The organism is Actinomadura chokoriensis (assembly GCF_041463665.1).
GTDB classification, from domain to species: Bacteria; Actinomycetota; Actinomycetes; order Streptosporangiales; family Streptosporangiaceae; genus Spirillospora; species Spirillospora chokoriensis_A.
In genome coordinates this window covers 62,436-81,004 of record NZ_JAXCEJ010000008.1, presented here as the reverse complement: position 1 = coordinate 81,004, position 18,569 = coordinate 62,436, and the positions used below count along the sequence as shown (strand labels likewise).

Sequence of the window (18,569 nt, the reverse complement as noted above, 5' to 3'; positions counted from 1 at the left end):
CCGGCTGGCCAACTCGGCGTCGTCGACTTTTCGAGCCGGGCATGCGCCCCCGCTGCCTCCAGGCAGAACGCGGGCGGGCAGAGGAACGGCTGTACAAGCCCCAAGGCAAGATCCCTGATCGGGACGTTCGGGTAGGAGCCCGGCGCTCACCCCACCTTCCGGCCGGACGGTGGGGCTGGAGCAGGCGCCGCGTACAAGGCGCCTTCAGGAACGCGACGGCCGCGTGACCCTGGGGATCACGCGGCCGGTGGCGCGTCTACCGGCGGTGCGTCTACCGGTGATCAGTCGCGGGTCAGCTTGCGGTGGGTCACCCGGTGGGGGCGGGCGGCGTCCGCGCCCAGGCGCTCGATCTTGTTCTTCTCGTAGTCGGCGAAGTTGCCCTCGAACCAGAACCAGTTCGAGCCCTCCTCCCACGCGAGAATGTGGGTGGCGATGCGGTCCAGGAACCAGCGGTCGTGCGAGGTGATCACGGCGCAGCCGGGGAATTCGAGGAGCGCGTTCTCCAGGCTGGACAGGGTCTCGGTGTCCAGGTCGTTGGTCGGCTCGTCCAGCAGGAGGACGTTGCCGCCCTGCTTGAGGGTCAGCGCCAGGTTGAGGCGGTTGCGCTCACCGCCGGAGAGGACGCCCGACGGCTTCTGCTGGTCGGGGCCCTTGAAGCCGAACGCGGCGACATAGGCACGGGACGGCATCTCGACCTGGCCGACGTTGATGTGGTCGAGACCGTCCGAGACGACCTGCCACACCGTCTTCTTGGGGTCGATGCCGCCGCGGCCCTGGTCGACGTAGGAGACCTTGACCGTCTCACCGATCCGCAGCTCGCCCGCGTCGGGCTGCTCCTCGCCGACGACCATGCGGAAGAGCGTGGTCTTGCCGACGCCGTTCGGGCCGATGACGCCGACGATGCCGTTGGGGGGCAGGTTGAACGTCAGGTCGTCCATCAGGACGCGGTCGTCGAAGCCCTTCGTGAGCTTGTTCGCGACGATCACCGTGGTGCCGAGACGGGGGCCCGGCGGGATCTGGATCTCCTCGAAGTCCAGCTTGCGGGTCTTGTCGGCCTCGGCGGCCATCTCCTCGTAGCGCTCCAGGCGGGCCTTGCTCTTGGTCTGCCGCGCCTTCGGGTTCGAGCGGACCCACTCCAGCTCTTCCTGGAGGCGCTTCTTGCGCTTGGCGTCCTTGTTGCCCTCGACCTTGAGGCGCTCGGCCTTCTTCTCCAGGTAGACGGAGTAGTTGCCCTCGTACGGGTAGCAGCGTCCCCGGTCCAGCTCCAGGATCCAGGTGGCGACGTTGTCGAGGAAGTACCGGTCGTGGGTGACGGCCAGAACGGTGCCCTCGTACTTGGCGAGGAACTGCTCAAGCCACTGCACGCTCTCCGCGTCCAGGTGGTTGGTGGGCTCGTCCAGCAGCAGCAGGTCGGGCGCTTCGAGCAGGAGCTTGCAGAGCGCGACGCGCCGGCGCTCACCACCCGACAGCTTCGTCACGTCGGCGTCCGGGGGCGGGCAGCGCAGCGCGTCCATCGCCTGCTCGAGCTGGCTGTCGAGGTCCCACGCGTTGCGGTGGTCGAGCTGCTCCTGGAGCTTGCCCATCTCCTCCATCAGCTCGTCGGAGTAGTCCGTCGCCATCTTCTCGGCGATCTCGTTGAACCGGTCGACCATCGCCTTGGTCTCGGCGACGCCCTCCTGCACGTTCCCGAGGACGTCCTTCTCCTCGTTCAGCGGCGGCTCCTGCTGCAGCATGCCGACGGTGAAGCCCGGCATGAGGCGCGCGTCGCCGTTGGACGGCTGCTCCAGACCGGCCATCATCCGCAGCAGCGTCGACTTACCGGTGCCGTTCGGCCCCAGGACGCCGATCTTCGCGCCCGGGAGGAAATGCAGGGTGACGTCGTCCAGGACGACCTTGTCGCCATGCGCCTTGCGCACACGCTGCATCGTGTAGATGTACTCGGCCATATCCTCAAGCCTAGAGGGTCCCGGGCACCGCTTCGTCGCCTACGGCCGCGCACGAGCGTGTTCCTCGCGGAGCAAACGAGGCCGCCCCACGCCGAGCCTCCCGGCCCTTCCAGCGACCGGACGACCCGGAGGCTCACCGGCGGAGGCTCAACGGCCGGACGTCCTCGGGCCTTCCAGCGCCGGCAGGCAGACTCTGTCGCGGCCGGACGACTTGGCACGGTACAAGGCCAGGTCGGCCACGGCGAGGAGTTCCAGGAGGTCCTGGCCGTGGGTGCGGAACAGGGCGACCCCGACGGAGACGGTGACGGTGACGGTGCCCTCCTCGGCCGGTACGGCGAGCCTGCGGACGCGGCCGCGGAGGCGCTCGGCGACGCGGCACGCCTCCACGGTGTCGGCGCCCGGCAGGAGGACCACGAACTCCTCGCCGCCGAACCTGCCCACCACGTCGTAGTCGCGCAACTGGTGGCACAGGGTGGTCGCCACCCCCACGAGGACCTGGTCGCCGATCAGGTGGCCATGGGTGTCGTTGACCCTCTTGAAGTGGTCGATGTCGATCAGGAGCAGGGCGACGGCGTCGTGGGTGCGCTGCGCTCTGGACAGCTCGGTGTCGGCCTCGCGCTGCCACGCCGACGCGTTCAGGAGGCCCGTTTTGGCGTCCGTGCGCGCGGCGGCCTGCAACTGCTGGTGCATCAGGCTGCGCTGCAGCAGCATCACGGGGGGCAGCGCCAGGAGCAGCAGGCCGAGCGACACCGCGCTGGTGATCGCCACGAGGATGCCCACGCACAGCTCCACCACGTCCAGCAGCAGGCTCTCGCGGGTCCACAGGACGTCCCGCCAGCGGCTCTCGGGGTTCGCCGCGTGCGCCGCGACCGCGACGATCGCCGCGTTCACCACCGTGAACAGGGCCGCGCATCCGGCCGCCGCCGGGATGCCCGGGCAGGCCTCGACGACCCACTGCGGCGCCCCCTCCAGCGGCTCGGCCACCACCAGGTGGAACACCGTGGACGCGCAGGCGCCCGCGATCCCGAGCGCCGCGGCGACCACCGCCCGCCGGTAGATCAGCGTCCGGCGCACGCGGAACTGCAGCAGCGCCTGCACCGGCAGCGGGATCAGCAGCGCGTACACCGGCGGCAGCAGCAGCGCGACCGGCAGCCACCAGGCCGACAGCAGGTCGCGGGCGACGCCCGCCGGCATGCCGAGCCGCCGGGTCGCCTCGATGCACATCCCCCCGCACGCCAGCAGGGCCGCGAACGTCATCAGATCACCGCCCCGGAACGGGGTGTTCAGCAGCCCCGCGACCGTGAGCCCGAGATGGACGGCGACGACCACCGGGACGTAGACCACGAGCAGGGACGTACGCCCCGGTCTTGACCGGCGCCCCGGCCTGCCGGCCAGCTCCCCACCACGATCCTCGGCGGACGACTGCACTGCCGTCATCCTTCCCCCTTACATGCATCACGTTGTGTAACACGATAGTTGCAACGTGTGCGGAACGGGCGTGAAACAGGTACGTTCGGGAAGGCACATGCGGGTGACGTTCCGGCCACCGCATCCGGGCCCGCGGCATCCGCGGCGCTCAGCGCATCCTGAGGGGGATATCGCCATGCGCGGCATTTCCTGGATCTGACCAGGCCGCCGAACCCCGACGGTGAGGGGGCGCAGACCGGCGACCTCGTCGGCCCCGCCCCCGCTCCCCCCGACCGCCCCGCGGGGGGCCGCCCCCGCGAAGACGCCTCCACGTCACCTCGCCGGAGATGATGCTCCGCCTCACCGCCGCCGCGACCCAGCGCCCCGGCGCCCGCGAGAGGCGAGGCACCCGAAGATCAGGCGGCTTTGGGTTCCTCCTCCTCTACGGGGGCCGTCAGGGCCCACTGGTCGGCGGTGTCGCGGGCCAGTTGGCGGTCTTCGTCGGTGAGAGGGCCGCTGCGCTGGGCGGGACGGTAGTCGACGGTGCCCCGGTTCAGGTCGGGGCCGACGGTGATGGCCTCGATCTCGGCGGAGAAGCGCCACTGGTCGTCGCGCTCGTACTGGCGGATCCGAAGGCGGCCGGTGAGCAGGACCGGCGTTCCGCGCTGCAGTTCGGACGCGTTGACGTTCTCGGCGAGGTTCCGCCAGCAGTTGACGGTCACGAACAGGGACTCGTCGTCCTGCCACTGGTTGGTCTGGCGGTCGAAGCGGCGGGGCGTGCAGCCGACCCTTAACGACAGGAAAGGGGTTCCGTTGGCCGTTACGGCGTAGCGGGGCTCCGCGGCGACCCAGCCGGTGATGGTGACATGCGCCTCGTTCACTGCGACCTCCGTTGTCTCGCTTACGAGATCAACGGTGACGCAGCCGCGACCCGCCCGGCGGCGGGTCGCGGAACTGTGGATAACTCAGCCGAGGGCCACGTCCACGTCCGCGCGGAAGCGGGCGTAGACCTCCAGGTCGTCCTCGATGGGCTCGACGACCTTCTCGAACGCGACGCGCTCGATGCCCTGCCGCATGTGGTGCTCCATCTTGTCGCCGTGTTTGGCCGACGAGAGCGCGACCAGGTTGCGGCAGGCGGACGCGGTGAGCCACCCCATCCCGAGGGTGCACACGACCAGGACGGCCACGTACGGGATCAGGCCCGCCTGCCCGACCAGGCCGCCCGGGTCGTCGCCGCCGACGTCCAGTACGCCGTAGGCGACGAGGAAGCCGATCCACACGATGCTGAGGACGGCGACCAGGACGAGGAAGTACTGCCACGTCTTGACCAGCCACCACCAGCGCGGAACCGTGTTGAAGGTGGGCAGGGCCTCCTTGAGGGACTCGCCGAGCGCCTCGGGGATCTCGGTCGCGTGGGAGCGGGCCGCCGCGCGGAGGGAGCGCCCCCAGTGGGTCGGGAGCTCGGGGGTCAGGCCCTCGGTGACGCCCTGGAGCGCGTTGTCGACGTCGCCCTGCTGGGCGCCGATCGGACCGGTGAAGGCGTTGCGGAGTTCCTCGCGCAGCTCGGTGAGGCGCATCCGGCGCAGCGGGTCCGAGCGCAGCCGGTTGACGATGGCGGCGATGGGCCAGCCGACGAAGTCGGCCGCGCGCAGCTCGTAGGCGCTCTCCATGGCCTCGGCGACGGCGGGCGCGCCGGCGGCGTCGGTCAGGGCCTGGATCAGCTCGGCGCGGTGGCCGTCGTCGACGGTGGTCGGCGGCTCGGCCTCGAAGCGGTAGGCGGTGAACCGCTCGGCGACCCGGTCGACGTCGGCCGACAGCCGCTCGGTGCGGGCGCGGCGGGCCGCGACGGTGTCGATGAGGATGTCGCGGAAGCCGTGCACGCCGTCCTCGGCGACGGCGGACGCGGTCACGATCCGCGGGTCGGCGAGGCCCTCGGCCTCCAGGAGGCGGCGCAGGTCGGCGACGCAGTCGTCGATCTCGTGCGGGGCGAGCCGGTCGACCTGGTTGAGGACGATCAGGGTGACGCCGGTGTGCCGGGCGAACGGGACGATGTAGTTGCGGTGCAGCGCGGCGTCGGCGTACTTCTGCGGGTCGACGACCCACACCAGCAGGTCGGCGATGGTGACGAACCGGTCGACCTCGGCCCGGTGGACGGCCTGGATGGAGTCGTGGTCGGGCAGGTCGATCAGGACGAGGCCCTGCAGGCCGGCGTCGGCGCGCTCCATGTCGAGGGCGCTGGCGCGGGCGTACCGGTGCCGCTTGTCGACGTCGAGCCAGTCGAGCAGCGGCCCGGCGCCGTCCAGCCCCCAGACGCAGGAGTGGGCCTTGGACGTCATCGGGCGGCGCAGGCCGGTGGGCGACAGTTCGAGCCCGCAGATGGCGTTGAACAGGGAGGACTTGCCGCTCCCCGTGCCGCCGGCGAGGGTCACGATGGTGTGGTCGCCGGACAGCCGGAGCCGCTGGCCGGCCCGGTCGAGCAGCGCCCCGGCGTCGTCGAGGACGGGCTCGTCGAGCCGCCCGAAGCCGGCCTGGACGAGCCGGTCGAGCGCGTCGAGCCGGTCGACCAGCGCGGGCGGGCCGGCGGGCTCGGCGGCGGCGCCGGGCAAGGGCTCGCCGACGGCCGGGATCCCGCCGGTTCCCGTCGGCGGGTTCGCGGGGATGGCCGAGGTGGTCATCGGGCGACCTCGAGGTTGTAGGTGGCCTGGTACAGCTGGACGGGGACGGTCTCGTCCGGGATGCCCGCCGAGTCGAGCACCTGCCCGAACCGGATGGCCTCCTCGTCGAACAGCATCCCGATGCGGCTGCGCAGGTCGGCGCGGGCCTTGGCGCCCATGCCGCGCAGCGACTCGGCGCCGAACAGCGCCTTCAGCAGCCGCTGCGGGACGGCGCTCGTGCCGCCCTCGACGGCCACGTCGGACGTGCCGTAGCCGAGCAGGCCGATCATCAGGACGAGCGAGACCGCCTCGGTGTCGAACGAGACCAGCTTCGCGACCGAGCGCTTGGTGACGCCCTCGGTGCGGATCAGCTCCTGGACGTGGTCCTGCCAGGAGCTGACGGCCCGGGTGACGCGGCGCGACAGCTCCGGGGAGACGTGCGCGAGGTCGGCGTCCACCCCGGCGAGGACCTGCCGTCCGGCCGGGTGGGCGCGCCAGCGCGCGATGACGTCCTCGGCGCCGTGCTCGGCGGACGCCATGATCAGTGATTCGAGCCCGCTGCGCAGCGCCGCCTTGAGCGCGCGGACGCGGGCGGGGCTGCGCCGGCCCGCGCGGCGGCCCGCGGCCCGGCGCCGGGACCGCTGGACGTGCAGGGCCTTCAGCAGGTCGCCGGTGCCGGCGAAGTCCTGCCAGCGGGCGAGGACCTCGCCGCGCAGCAGCGAGCCGTTGCGGGTGGCCTCGTCCAGCTCGGCGAGGGCGGTGCCGTACCCGGCCTCGACCTCGCGGGCCAGCTCGGCGCGCTGCTCGACCTGCGCCTCGACCTGCCGGGCGAGTTCGGGGACGCGGGTGCGGAGGCTGTCCAGGACGGCGGCGAGGGTGTCGCTGATGACGATCTCGCGGTCCTCGACGTCCTCGGCGACGCCGGTCAGCCAGTCGCGGATGTTCTCGACGGTCTCCTCGGGGAGCCGGCTGTTCTCGATGCGGGTCTCGGGGATGGTGAAGCGCTGGGCGTCGCCGACCTCGTGCTCGTCCAGCATCTCGCCGAAGTGCTCGACGACCTCCTCGCCGGCGCCGTCCGGGACGCGGGACAGGATGACGCCGATCGTGGCGCCGTTCTCCTTGGCGCGCTGGAGCATCTGCCACACCTGGGCGTCGGCGTACCGGGCGGCGGTGGTGACGCACAGCCACAGGTCGGCGGCGGCCATGAGCTTGGTGGCGAACTCGTAGTGGTCTTCGAAGACGGAGTCGAAGTCGGGGCTGTCGAGCAGGGCGAGGCCGGGCGGGAGGACGTCGCTGTCGATGATGACCAACTGGTCGCCGGCGATGGCGTCGGGCGCGGGGCCGCGGACCCGTCCCATGCCGGGCAGCATCGGCCCGTCCATGAACCACTCCGTGTGGTCGGGGTGGCAGACCAGGATGGGGCTGCTGGTGGTCGGGCGGAGCACCCCGGTGGCGCTCACCCGGGCGCCCACGAGCGTGTTGACCAGCGTGGACTTGCCCGCGCCGGTCGACCCGCCGAGCACCACGAGCATCGGGGCCCCGGCGGCCTGGATGCGCGGGAGGACGTAGTCCTCCAGCTGGCCGCGCAGCTCGTCGCGGGCCTCGCGGGCCTCCTGGACGCCGGGAACGTCCAGTAGCAGGTCGAACGCGCCGAGCTGCTCGCGGAGCGCGGTCAGGGCCCGGATCAGCTCGCCCTGCCGGATCGTCGCGGCGCCGGGCCCGCCGCCGGTGCGCGGGGCGCGCCGCCGGCCGGTCCTGGCCTTGGTCTCAGCCTTGGCCTCGGTCTTGGTCTCAGCCCTGGTCTTGGCCTTGCCGGACGCGGCGCCCTGCTCGGGCGGGTCCGGGGTCTCGGGAGTTCCGGGGGTGTCGGGGGTGTCGGGGGTGTCCTTGTCGGGCACGGCGCCCCTCTCGGGCATGGCCTCCTGGCCGGGTGCTGCGGAGTCCTCGATCCCGCGTCCCCGGCCGGCGGCCTCCTCGTCGTGGACCGCGCTTCGCTCTGCCGGGGGTGTCACGGATCCCGTCCCATGTCCGCTCGAATCATGTCGATCTCTCGTGCAACGTCGACCACGTCGCCGACGACCACGATCGCCGGGGGCCGGACCTCGTCGGCGGCCATCGCTCCGGCCACCGTGCCCAGCGTCGCCGTCAGCGCCCGCTGGCCGGGCAGAGTGCCGTCCTGTACCACCGCCACCGGCGTGTCGGACGATCGACCATAGCGCATGAGGGCCGATGCGATGAGTTCCATCCGCTCCACCGCCATGAGCAGGACGATCGTGCCGCTCGCGCGCCCCAGCGCCGCCCAGTCGACGGTCGAGCCGGGGTGGCCCGGCGGGACGTGCGCGGAGACGACGTGGAACTCCTGCGACACGCCCCGGTGCGTGACCGGGATGCCCGCGGCGGACGGGACGGCGACCGCACTGGTGATGCCGGGGACGACCGTGACGGGGACGCCGTGGCGAGCGCAGTACAGGGCCTCCTCGCCGCCGCGCCCGAACACGAACGGGTCGCCGCCCTTGAGCCGGACGACGAAGCGGCCCTGCCGCGCGTGTTCGACCAGGTACTCGTTGATGCGGTCCTGGGTGACCGTCCGCCCGTAGGGGATCTTGGCGGCGTCGATCACCTCGACGTCGGCGGCCAGCTCGTCCAGCAGGCCGCCGGGGGCGAGCCGGTCGGTGACGACGACGTCGGCCATGGCGAGCAGCTGCCGGCCGCGCACGGTGATCAGGCCGGGGTCGCCCGGCCCGCCGCCGACGAGCGCGACACCGGCGGGCTTGCGCCGCGAGTGCCGGGATTCGAGGGCGCCGTCGCGGATGCCCTCCACCACGGCGTCGCGGATGCCGGCGGCGCGCCGGGGGTCGCCGCCGAGCAGCACGCCGACGGTCGCGTCGCCCGCGTGCCCGCTCGCGGGCGTCCAGGCGGGGGACGACTCGGCGTCGTCGGCCCGGACCGACCAGATCCGCGCGGCGTCGGCCTCCGCGACCACGTCGCCGTTGACCTTGGCGTCGTCGGTGACGGCCTGCACCAGCCAGGCGCCCGCGCAGTCGCCGCGCTCGTAGGGCCGCCGGTGCCAGGTGATCCGGCCGCGTTCGGCGAGGCCCTGCAGGGTGGCGGTGACCTCGGGCGACACCAGCACGACGTCGGCGCCCGCGTCCAGCAGCGCGGGCACGCGGCGCTGGGCGACCCGGCCCCCGCCGACGACGAGGACGCGTCGCCCGCCGAGTCGCAGGCCTAGCAGGTACGGGGGCACGTGGTGGTTCTCTCGGTCGGTGGCGGTGGACGGCGACGTGCGGTTGTTCGCGGGCTGGGATCTTCTGGACGACGGTGACCGGCAAGTCTCTTTGTGGAACAAAGGTACTCGGGTTATGGAGTCCGTGGAGAGGGGCTCCGCCCAGTCGATAGCCGAGCGGGCTCAAGCCGTGATCGCGTTGTTACGGCCGTCCGGATCCGTCCTCTTCGGCCCCGCCGGACTTCTCGCTCACGCCGGCCGAGTCGAACGTCGCGACCTCGTGCAGGACCCGCACCGCGCCCTGGACCAGCGGCAACGCCAGCAGCGCGCCGGTCCCCTCGCCGAGCCGGAGCTCCAGGTCGACGAGCGGCCGCAGGCCGAGGGCCCGCAGGGCGGCGGCGTGGCCGGGCTCGGCCGAGCGGTGCCCGGCGACGCACCCGCCGAGGGCGTCCGGGCACAGCGCGGCGGCCGCCAGAGCGGCGGCGCCGGCGATCACCCCGTCGAGGACGACCGGGACGCGCAGCGCGGCCGCGCCGAGGACGAATCCGGCGATCGCGGCGTGCTCCAGCCCGCCGACCGCGGCGAGGGTCTCCATCGGCGCCGCGCCGTGCCCGGCCGCCAGGCCGTGCCGGGCGAGGGCCGCGCGGACGATCTCGACCTTGTGCGCGTGGGTGGCGTCGTCGATGCCGGTGCCGCGGCCGGTGACGTCCTCCGGGGGCAGGCCCGTGAACGCGGCGATCAGCGCGGCGGACGCGGTGGTGTTGGCGATCCCCATGTCCCCGGCGATCAGGCACCCGGCGCCGTCCGCGGCCAGTTCGCGCGCGACCTCGATACCGGTCTCGACCGCGCGGCGGGCCTCGCCGGCGGTCATCGCGGGCCCGGCCGTCATGTCCGCGGTGCCGGCCGCGATCTTGCGCCGGAGCAGACCGGGGGCGTCGCCCGCCCCCGTGCCGTCCGGTTCGGTGCCGTCCGGTTCGGTGCCGTCCGGTTCGGTGCCGTCCAGTTCGGTGGCGACACCGACGTCGACCACGCTGACCCGGGCGCCGACCTGGGCGGCGAACGCGTTGACCACGGCTCCGCCGGCGAGGAAGTTGGCCACCATCTGCGCGGTGACCTCTTGCGGCCACGGGGTGACGCCCTGGGCGTGGACGCCGTGGTCGGCGGCGAAGACCGCGACGGCGGCGGGCTCGGGCAGCGGCGGCGGGCACTGCCCTGCCAGCCCGGCGAGCCTGACCGACACCTCTTCCAGGACGCCGAGGGAACCGGGCGGCTTGGTGAGCCGCGCCTGGTGGTCGCGGGCGTCCCGCATGGCCGCCCCGTCCAGCGGGCGGATGGCGGCGATGGTCTCGTCGATCAGGTCCACAGCGTCCTTTCCAAGGTCAGATACCGAGCTCGCCGAGCACTTCCAGCAGCTGGTCATTGGCCGGACGGTCGCGCACGGCGATGCGCAGCCAGTCGGAGCCGAGCCCTGGGAACGTGTCACCGCGCCTTACGGCGTAACCACGCTGCCTTAGCAGGGCCCTGATGCCGAGGGCGTCCGGTACGCGCAGGCAGAGGAACGAGGCTCGCGCTTCAGGGACGATATAGAGGCCACGTCCGCTGAACTCTGCCGCCAGCCGGTCACGTTCGATGCCGAGTTCGACTGCCCATTCCTCGGCCTCGGCGAGGGCCTCTGGTGCGGAGCAGGCTTCGACGGCGACGAGCGCGGGCGTGGACACCGCCCAGAGCGGCTGTGCTGCTGCGAGCCGTCCCACCAGATGGGGGTCGGCCAAGATGTAGCCCGCGCGGAGCCCAGCGAGCCCCCATGTCTTGGTAAGGGACCGGATGACCACGATCCCGGCGGGGAGCCGGCTGGCGAGGGACTCCGGTTCGCCTGGGACGCAGTCCATGAACGCTTCGTCCACGACGACCGTCCGGCCGGGCCTGGCGAGGGCGACGACAGCGTCGGCCGGATGAAGCACCGAGGTGGGATTGGTCGGGTTGCCGACCACGACGAGGTCGGCCTCGTCCGGGACGAGTCCGGGATCGAGGGTGAAGTCCTTGCCGAGGATCACCCGCTCCACCTCGTGCCCGGCGACCCGCAGCGCGGCCTCGGGCTCGGTGAACTGGGGATGGACCACCACCGCCCGCTGCGGCGCGAGGACCCGCGCGAGCAGGACGAACGCCTCCGCGGCGCCGGCGGTCAGCAGCACCTCCTCGACGGACCTGCCGTGCCGCCGCGCGACCGCCCGGCGGGCCGGACGCGGGTCGGGGTAGGCGGCGAGGTCCGCGACGGACGCCCGGATCCGGGCGGCGAGCCACTCCGGGGGCGTGCCCGTCCGGACGTTGACGGCGAAGTCGGCGAGCCCCTCGCCGACCTCCGCGTCCCCATGATGGCGCAGGTCGACGTTCATGGGCGGCCCGCCTCGTAGTACAGGAGCGCGTTGACGGCGGCCGCCGCGACCGCGGACCCGCCCTTCTCCGAGGCGTTGCTGAGCTGCGGCAGCCCGCTGGCGCGCAGCGCCTCCTTGGCCTCGCGGGCGCCGACGAACCCGACCGGCATGCCGATGACCAGCGCGGGGCTCACCCGCCGGGCGATGATCTCGAAGATCGCCTCGGGGGCGGAGCCGACCACCCAGACCGCGCCCGGCCCGACCTCGGAGTACGACAGCCGGACGGCGGCGGCCGACCGGGTGATGGCGGCGGCGCGCGCCATCCGGGCGGCGGCCGGGTCGGCGGCGTGGCAGACGGTCTCGCGGGCGGTGATCCCGGCGGCGACCATGCCCTCGTCGGTGACGATCGGCGCCCCGCCGCGCAGCGCGGCCCAGCCCTGGTCGAGGTGCTCCTCCCTGGTCAGCAGGTCCACCGCGTACTCCAGGTCGGCGGTCGCGTGGATCACCCGCTCGGCGACGGCCCGCCACAGCGGCGGCATCGGCGACAGGTCGACGCGGGACCGCAGGATCTCATACGACCGGACCTCGATCGGGTGGGGCTGACGGACGGTCAACTGCGCTCCTCCAGTGCTCCGGACACGTGCCTCCGGACGGACTACCAGGGTTTCACGCCTTGCGGTGAGATACGTCCAGGCGGGTAGGTATGCCCGGCTCACCGGGTGGAGGCGAGATGGTCTCGATGGGGCGATTAGTCCCGGACGGACGTCGTACGAGCGGCCGGGCGTCCCGTTCACCCCAGACGATGATCACCGGGTCTCCGGACCGCTCCGACGGCTCCGGCGGGTTCGGCTGTTCCGGTGGGCCCAGCCGGGTCGCCTGGAGCCGGACGGCGTCGGGGCGGTAGCCCTGCTCGTCCAGGATGTCCAGTATGGCCTGGGCGTCGGCGGGCGCGGCGACAGCGACGATACGGGCCGGCTTGAGCGCGGCGCAGGCCCGGATTGCCTCCGGCCCGCCCTGCCCGAGGAACACGGCGTCGGGCCTGGGCAGATGGCCGGCGCTGGACCGGACGTCCCCGGACGCCATCGCGACCTTGACCCCATGCAGGCGCACGTTCTGCCGGACGCGCTCGCAGGCCGCGTAGTCGCGGTCGACGGCGACGACGGCCGCGCCGAAGCGTGCGCACTCGATGCCCACCGACCCGTCGCCGGACTCCACGTCCCACACCATGTCGCCTATCCCGGGGCCGAGCTTGGCCAGCACGAACGCCCGCACGTCCGGACGCAGGCCGTGGCCGTCCCCGAAGGCGTCCGCCGGCAACGCCCAACCGGCCGGAGCACGCACAGGCCCCGAAACCCAACCCGCTTCACCCAGGGCTTGACGATTGTCCAGTACGAGCACCACGCCGGGGTCGTTCCATGGACGGGTGGTCGCCTCCGCCGGACGGACGTAGACGACCCGCTCTCTGGGGCCTCCCAAGTCTTCACAGACCACAAACGAACGTGGAGTGACGGGGAACAGCGCGCGCGCCAGTTCTGCCGGGCCGGCCCCAGGCCCGGTCAGCACGGCGACCTTCGGATGGGCACGGCACGCGTTCACGGCCTGCCTCAGATGCCCGTCCTTGGCTGAGACGACGAGAGCGTCCTCCCAGGGCAGCCCCGCTTGAGCAAAAGCCCGCGCCACCAGCGGCATCGCAGGGAAGGTTTCCGGCGCGTGCCCCTGTTCGAGGAGTTCACGGACGATCCCGAAGTAGCCGGGATCTCCGTCCACCACGAGCGCGACGTCCTGCTCAGCGACGTCGACTCCTTGCAGCGCCGCTACCGGATCCCTTGTGGCGATCTGGCGAACGTCCTGCGCCAACGGCAGGCCCTCCAGAAGACGAGCTTGACCCACCACCAGCGCAGCGTTCTGCAACGCCGCCATGGCCGCCTCTGAAAGAGGCGAACCATCGCAGCCGACGACCGTGAGCACGCCTTACTCGCTCATCGGGCCATTCGCCCGTACATGCCGAGCATGCGTTCGCCTGCCGCGTCCAGCAGGACGACCTGGGCGGCGATCGGGCTGACCGGTGCGCCGGCGGCCGCGGCGGCGATGCGTTCCAGTTCACCGGCGGTCCGGCGGCACAGCTCTCGCCCGCACGGGCCGAGTTTCCCGGCGGCCTCCCACAGCGCGTAGGCGTCCTGGACCGTCGCCGCCCGCGCCACCTTCCCGGCCAGCGCGACCCCGCAGTCCATGTCGAGCGTGATCGACTCCAGCAGGCCCGCCGCGCCGCCCAGCACGGCGACCTGCTCGTCCATGCGCGCGACCAGGACGATCTGCGCGAGGCCGTCCTTGACCGCGGCCCCGACCGCCTCGCGGACCGGCTCCGCTCCGGCCGGGACGAAGCACGCCTCCGGCAGCTCCGGCAGCATCCGGCGTGCGGCCTCGCGCGCGGCCTCCCCGTACATCACGAGCGTCTGCTCCGTAGCGGTCACTGGTACCGTCCCTCCTCGTCGCCGGCGACGAGCCTCGCGGAGGCGCCGTCCCGATGCGGGCACGGCGCGCCGGAAAGCGGCGGATCGGTCGCGATCCGGCTGAAGACGATCATGTCGCGGTTGGCGCCGTCCCGGTCGCGTTCGGCGCCGCGCGCGACACCCTCGCGCAGGTAACCGGACTTCTCGGCGACGCGGATCGAGGCGTGGTTGGTGACCATCGCGCGAAGTTCCACACGGAACAGCTTGCAGACGTGCAGCGCCCAGTCGGACACCAGGCAGAGCGCCTCGGTGGCGTAGCCGCGCCCGCGCGCGCTTGGCCGCATCCCGTAGCCGACCTCGGACGTCAGATGCGTCCAGTCCACCTTGAAGAGCCCTATGGTGCCGACGAGGTCACCGGTGTCACGCTCTGTCACCGCGAGATGGACGCCCAGGCCGAAATGCTGGACCTTGTGGACGCCCTCCTGGAGGAACCAGGCGATGGGCTCGGCCTCCAGCGCGGTCGGGAAGTTGGGCGGCAGGAAGTCCTCCTTGGCCCGGATGACCTCGATCAACGCGGCGGCGTCGTCCAGGCCGAACGGGCGGAGGACGAGCCGTTCGCCCGCCAGGCGCACGGTCCCCGCGAAGCCGTTCACGCGCGCCCCCCTCGAACCGCCCGCACAGCGCGGGCCGCCCGCACAGAATAGGCTGTCGCGGTGAGCTACCAGCGCCTGTCCCCGGACGAACGGCGTGCCCAGATCCTGGATATCGCTCGGCGGATGTTCACCGAGCTGCCCTACGCCGAGGTGTCCACGGCCGCGATCGCCCGCGAGACAGGCGTGCAGCGCGGCCTGATCCACTACTACTTCGGGACCAAGCGGGAACTGTTCCTCAAGGTCGTCCAGGGGCTGACGGCGTCCGCCGCGATGCAGGCCCCGCCGCCGGACGACCGGCTGACGCTGCCCGAGTCCGTCGAGCTGCTGGTGAACCTCTTCCTTGACACGGCCGAGCAGAACGCGACGACCTGGTTCGCGGCGCTGGACGCCGAGGGCTTCGGGCAGGACCCGGAGCTCCTGCGGATCGTGAACCGGTTCAAGGACGAGGCGGTCAAGCACATGCTGGCCGTGCTGCGGGTGCCGGAGCCGACCGAGACGCTGCGCGCCGTCCTGCGGACCTACTCCGGGCTGGTGGACGCGGCGACGCGGCAGTGGCTGCAGGAGAAGACGCTCGACCGCGAGCAGGTGCACACGCTGCTCGCCCGCTCCCTGCTGACGATGGTCAGCGACATCGGCCCCGCCCTGGAGAAGGACCCCGCCCTGAAGCTGGAGAAGGACCCCGCCCTGAATCAGGACTGACCTCACCCTGCGGCGCCCCGAAGGGCCGCACCGGGGAAAGGGTCAGCCGGGCAGCGCGTCGGCGTCGCCCCGGAGCGCGAACCAGACGGCCTTGCCGCGGATGGGCGGGCCGAGCCGGGAGAGCGTGCGCCGCGTGCCCCAGCGCCCGCCGGACAGCTCCCGCACGATGCTCAGCCCGCGCCCGCAGTCGCCGGACGTCCACGAGTAGACGGGCAGCGCGGCGTCGGCGAACGCGTCGAAGACCGCGCAGCGGACCTCGTCCACGGCCCGCCCCTCGCCGCGGTAGAGCCACAGCTCGTGCGGGCCGTGCTCGCCCGCGTGCTGGTGGGCGTTCGTCGCCAGCTCGCTCACCATGAGCTGCGCGTCCGAGATCAGGCCCGGCGAGGCGCCGAGCGAGGCGAGCGCGTCCCGCAGGACGCGCCGGGCGTGGCCGGCGCACCCCGGGCCGCCCGGCAACGCCCACACCCAGCCGGGCATGCCGTCGCCTGGGGGGCGCTCACCGTCTCCCGCCGGGTCGGGGATCGCCGCCGCGCCGGCCACGGTCTTCGCGTCGGCCACGGTCTTCGCGTCGGCCACGGTCTTCGCGTCGGCCACGGTCTTCCCTTCGGCCATGGTCAGGGCGTCGGTCATGGTGTCCGCCGTAAGGTCGGCCGAGGTGCTCTTCACGGGTCCTCCCGCGGGTCTACGTGCCCGGTCGCGCGACCGCCTGTCCGGTCACTGTCGGTTTCCAGTCGGTCACGCATTCAAGAGTCTCGTGAGATTCTCACGATCGCAACCGTCTTCCCGGAATTTCTCCGCCCTGCCCGCGGGGTTCGCCAATCGCGTTGTGAGGGGCGTCAAGAGTCGCAAGACTCCACTCCCATGACCTACCGCCCCACCGTCCGTGGCCGCCGCCTCGCGCGGGAGCTCCGCAAGCTGCGCGAGAAGCAGGGCTTGACCCTGCAGGAGGTCGCGGACCGGCTGGACTGGTCGCGAGCCACCGTCTCCCGCCTCGAAACCAGCCAGACCCGCCCGAAACCCGGCGACATCGCCGACATCCTCGATCTCTACGGCGTCCCGAGCCCGGACCGCGACGCGCTCATCACCCTCGCCCGGCAGGCCGGCCAGCGCGGCTGGTGGACGGCCTACCAGGACGTCTTCGCCGGCAGCTACGTCGCCCTGGAGGACGAGGCGTCCCACATCCGCACCTGGGACCCCCAGCTCGTCCACGGGCTGCTGCAGACCGAGCCGTACTCCCGCGCCGTGATCACCGCGGGCCGGCTGCTGCCCGCCCAGGAGGACATCGAGCGCCGCATCGCCGCCCGCAAGATCAGGCAGGCGCTGCTGGACCGCACCGACGCGCCGCGCCTGCAGGTCATCTTCGACGAGGCGGTGCTGCACCGCCCGATCGGCGGCGAGGAGGTGATGCGCGCCCAGCTGGACGCGCTCGCGACCGCAGCGCGGAATCGCCCAACCGTGACGATCCAGGTACTTCCATATACAGCAGCAGCACATGCGGGGCTCGACGGACGTTTCACCATATTGTCGTATCCGGACTCCGCCGACCCCGATATCGCCTATGTCGAGGGCACAATGGGCGACGTTTACCTTGAGAGCGCCGAGGAAATAGCGAAGCATAGGGACCGCTTCGATCGGATCGAGGCGGCCGCATTGTCCCCCGAGGATTCCGCGCACCTCATAGCCGAGGCAGCAAGGAGCAGCCCGTGACCGATTTGCAGCGCGAACTCACCGGTGCCGTCTGGCGCAAGTCTTCCCGCAGTGGAAGCGGCGACCAGTGCGTCGAGGTGACCCCCCTGTCCAGCGATCTTCGCGCGGTGCGCGACTCCAAGGACCCCTCCGGACCGGCACTGGTGCTGACGCCGTCCGCCTGGCGGGGTCTGCTGGGCGCCATCAAGGAGAGCTAGGCGTGAACCGGGGGCCGCGGCGAGCCACGCCGCGGCCCCCCTTCATGCCCGCCCCCCTTCATGCCCGCCCCCCTTCATGCCCGCCCCCTCGTCCGAGCACGGCCGCCCCTTCCGGGAAACTAGAACCTGTTCTAGTATCGCCGTGCGTCGACAACCGGAGGGTGCAACGTGACCGCGGAACTCAAGCTCGGCATCAACGTCGGCTACTGGCAGCGCGACCCCGACGACCAGACCGAGACGGTGCTGGCCGCCGAGCGCTGCGGCTACGACTCGGTGTTCACCGCCGAGGCGTACGGCTCGGACGCGTTCACCCCGCTGGCCTGGTACGCCGCCCGCACGTCCCGGATCAAGCTCGGCACCGCCGTCGTGCAGATCTCCGCGCGGACCCCGGCGGCCACCGCGATGCACGCGCTCACCCTGGACGCGCTGTCGGGCGGGCGGGTGATCCTCGGCCTCGGCGCGTCCGGCCCGCAGGTCGTGGAGGGCTGGTACGGGCAGCCGTTCCCGAAGCCGCTCGCCCGCACCCGCGAGTACCTCGACATCGTCCGGCAGGTGTGGCGCCGCGAGGCCCCGGTGACCAGCGAGGGCCCGTACTACCCGCTGCCCTTCCCCGGCGGGACGGGCCTCGGCAAGCCGCTGAAGTCGATCGCCCACCCCGTCCGGCCGGAGATCCCCGTCTACCTCGGCGCCGAGGGCCCGAAGAACGTGGCGCTGTCCGCCGAGGTCGCGCAGGGCTGGCTGCCGCTGTTCGTCGACCCGCAGCAGCTCGACTCCGTCTTCGGCGCGTCCCTGGCCGGCCGTCCGGACGGCTTCGAGATCGCCGCGACCGTCACCACGATCGTCACCGACGACCTCGAGTCCGCCCTGGGGTTCGCCAAGATCCCGCTCGCGTTCTACATCGGCGGGATGGGCGCCAAGGACCGCAACTTCCATCTCGACCTGATCGGCCGGCTCGGCTACGCGGAGCAGGCCGAACGCGTCCAGGAACTGTTCCTCGCCGGCCGCCGCGACGAGGCGGTCAAGGCCGTCCCGGACGAGCTGGCCGATGCGATCTCCCTGCTCGGCCCGCTCGGGCGCATCAAGGAGCGGCTCCAGCTCTGGCGCGACAGCCCCGTCACCACCGTCCTGATCGCCGGCGTGCGGGACGAGCCGACCCTGCGCGCCATCAAGGACCTGGCCGACTCCTGAGCCGGCTCCTGACCGGAGCCCCGCGGCCCGGGGTGGCCGCTTCCGGCCCGAAAGGATCTTGGTCTGGTAC

The 18,569-nt window shown here is 72.5% G+C and carries 17 protein-coding genes; 4 read left to right on the top strand and 13 right to left on the bottom strand.

Annotated features, from left to right (window positions below; translation table 11 throughout):
• Positions 1-281: 281 nt before the first annotated feature.
• From ettA to SM418_RS15345, 12 genes are all read right to left on the bottom strand, one after another.
• A complete protein-coding gene (gene ettA / locus SM418_RS15405; protein WP_371941446.1) occupies positions 282-1,946 on the bottom strand; it encodes an energy-dependent translational throttle protein EttA in 1,665 nt (554 codons plus the stop codon).
• A gap of 147 nt (positions 1,947-2,093) precedes the next feature.
• Positions 2,094-3,383, bottom strand: a complete 1,290-nt coding sequence (locus SM418_RS15400; protein ID WP_371941448.1) for a sensor domain-containing diguanylate cyclase — start codon at positions 3,381-3,383, stop codon at positions 2,094-2,096.
• Positions 3,384-3,769: 386 nt separating this feature from the next.
• Positions 3,770-4,234: a single-stranded DNA-binding protein gene (locus tag SM418_RS15395; protein WP_371941450.1), complete on the bottom strand. Its 465-nt coding sequence runs from the start codon at positions 4,232-4,234 to the stop codon at positions 3,770-3,772.
• An 84-nt stretch (positions 4,235-4,318) separates the two neighbouring features.
• Positions 4,319-6,028: a P-loop NTPase family protein gene (locus SM418_RS15390; protein WP_371941452.1), complete on the bottom strand. Its 1,710-nt coding sequence runs from the start codon at positions 6,026-6,028 to the stop codon at positions 4,319-4,321.
• Entirely contained in the window at positions 6,025-8,019 is a 1,995-nt protein-coding gene (locus SM418_RS15385) for a GTPase family protein (RefSeq protein WP_371941454.1), read from the bottom strand. Before SM418_RS15385 ends, SM418_RS15390 begins: the two co-directional genes overlap by 4 nt.
• Positions 8,016-9,254: a uroporphyrinogen-III C-methyltransferase gene (gene cobA, locus SM418_RS15380; RefSeq protein ID WP_371941456.1), complete on the bottom strand. Its 1,239-nt coding sequence runs from the start codon at positions 9,252-9,254 to the stop codon at positions 8,016-8,018. Before cobA ends, SM418_RS15385 begins: the two co-directional genes overlap by 4 nt.
• Before the next feature lie 181 nt (positions 9,255-9,435).
• Positions 9,436-10,596 carry a nicotinate-nucleotide--dimethylbenzimidazole phosphoribosyltransferase gene (cobT, locus tag SM418_RS15375; protein WP_371941458.1) on the bottom strand — a complete coding sequence of 387 codons (1,161 nt, stop codon included), beginning with the start codon at positions 10,594-10,596 and terminating at the stop codon, positions 9,436-9,438.
• Positions 10,597-10,612: 16 nt separating this feature from the next.
• Positions 10,613-11,626: an Rv2231c family histidinol phosphate aminotransferase CobC gene (gene cobC, locus SM418_RS15370; protein WP_371941460.1), complete on the bottom strand. Its 1,014-nt coding sequence runs from the start codon at positions 11,624-11,626 to the stop codon at positions 10,613-10,615.
• Positions 11,623-12,219, bottom strand: coding sequence for a precorrin-8X methylmutase (locus tag SM418_RS15365; RefSeq protein WP_371941462.1), 597 nt, complete (start codon positions 12,217-12,219; stop codon positions 11,623-11,625). The genes cobC and SM418_RS15365 overlap by 4 nt, the downstream gene beginning before the upstream one ends.
• Positions 12,220-12,271: 52 nt before the next feature.
• Complete coding sequence (locus tag SM418_RS38025; RefSeq protein ID WP_504230345.1) at positions 12,272-13,525, bottom strand: bifunctional cobalt-precorrin-7 (C(5))-methyltransferase/cobalt-precorrin-6B (C(15))-methyltransferase; 1,254 nt, start codon at positions 13,523-13,525, stop codon at positions 12,272-12,274.
• 59 nt (positions 13,526-13,584) lie between these two features.
• Positions 13,585-14,076, bottom strand: a complete 492-nt coding sequence (locus SM418_RS15350) for a hypothetical protein (protein ID WP_371941463.1) — start codon at positions 14,074-14,076, stop codon at positions 13,585-13,587.
• The gene (locus tag SM418_RS15345) at positions 14,073-14,708 is read right to left on the bottom strand and encodes a GNAT family N-acetyltransferase (protein WP_371941464.1); all 636 of its coding nucleotides are present in this window, start codon (positions 14,706-14,708) and stop codon (positions 14,073-14,075) included. The genes SM418_RS15350 and SM418_RS15345 overlap by 4 nt, the downstream gene beginning before the upstream one ends.
• Positions 14,709-14,768: 60 nt before the next feature.
• Between SM418_RS15345 and SM418_RS15340 the strand changes: the two genes are divergently transcribed.
• Positions 14,769-15,407 (top strand): TetR/AcrR family transcriptional regulator, encoded by a 639-nt coding sequence (locus SM418_RS15340; protein ID WP_371941466.1) that lies wholly within the window; start codon positions 14,769-14,771, stop codon positions 15,405-15,407.
• A gap of 42 nt (positions 15,408-15,449) precedes the next feature.
• Here SM418_RS15340 and SM418_RS15335 read toward each other — a convergent pair whose 3' ends face one another.
• Positions 15,450-16,037: an ATP-binding protein gene (locus tag SM418_RS15335; RefSeq protein WP_371941467.1), complete on the bottom strand. Its 588-nt coding sequence runs from the start codon at positions 16,035-16,037 to the stop codon at positions 15,450-15,452.
• 231 nt (positions 16,038-16,268) lie between these two features.
• Here SM418_RS15335 and SM418_RS15330 point away from each other — a divergent pair, with 231 nt between their 5' ends.
• From SM418_RS15330 to SM418_RS15320, 3 genes are all read left to right on the top strand, one after another.
• Positions 16,269-17,114, top strand: coding sequence for a helix-turn-helix domain-containing protein (locus SM418_RS15330; protein ID WP_371941468.1), 846 nt, complete (start codon positions 16,269-16,271; stop codon positions 17,112-17,114).
• Positions 17,111-17,311, top strand: a complete 201-nt coding sequence (locus SM418_RS15325) for a DUF397 domain-containing protein (protein WP_371941470.1) — start codon at positions 17,111-17,113, stop codon at positions 17,309-17,311. The genes SM418_RS15330 and SM418_RS15325 overlap by 4 nt, the downstream gene beginning before the upstream one ends.
• Positions 17,312-17,479: 168 nt before the next feature.
• The gene (locus SM418_RS15320; RefSeq protein WP_371941471.1) at positions 17,480-18,499 is read left to right on the top strand and encodes an LLM class F420-dependent oxidoreductase; all 1,020 of its coding nucleotides are present in this window, start codon (positions 17,480-17,482) and stop codon (positions 18,497-18,499) included.
• The last annotated feature ends 70 nt before the right edge of the window (positions 18,500-18,569 follow it).

Excerpts from the sequence above, each read along its gene's own strand:
- ettA (WP_371941446.1), bottom strand. The coding sequence starts at position 1,946 with ATGGCCGAGTACATCTACACGATGCAGCGTGTGCGCAAGGCGCATGGC.
- SM418_RS15400 (WP_371941448.1), bottom strand. The coding sequence starts at position 3,383 with ATGACGGCAGTGCAGTCGTCCGCCGAGGATCGTGGTGGGGAGCTGGCC.
- SM418_RS15390 (WP_371941452.1), bottom strand. The coding sequence starts at position 6,028 with ATGACCACCTCGGCCATCCCCGCGAACCCGCCGACGGGAACCGGCGGG.
- cobC (WP_371941460.1), bottom strand. The coding sequence starts at position 11,626 with ATGAACGTCGACCTGCGCCATCATGGGGACGCGGAGGTCGGCGAGGGG.
- SM418_RS38025 (WP_504230345.1), bottom strand. The coding sequence starts at position 13,525 with ATGGCGGCGTTGCAGAACGCTGCGCTGGTGGTGGGTCAAGCTCGTCTT.
- SM418_RS15335 (WP_371941467.1), bottom strand. The coding sequence starts at position 16,037 with ATGACCGACGCCCTGACCATGGCCGAAGGGAAGACCGTGGCCGACGCG.
- SM418_RS15330 (WP_371941468.1), top strand. The coding sequence starts at position 16,269 with ATGACCTACCGCCCCACCGTCCGTGGCCGCCGCCTCGCGCGGGAGCTC.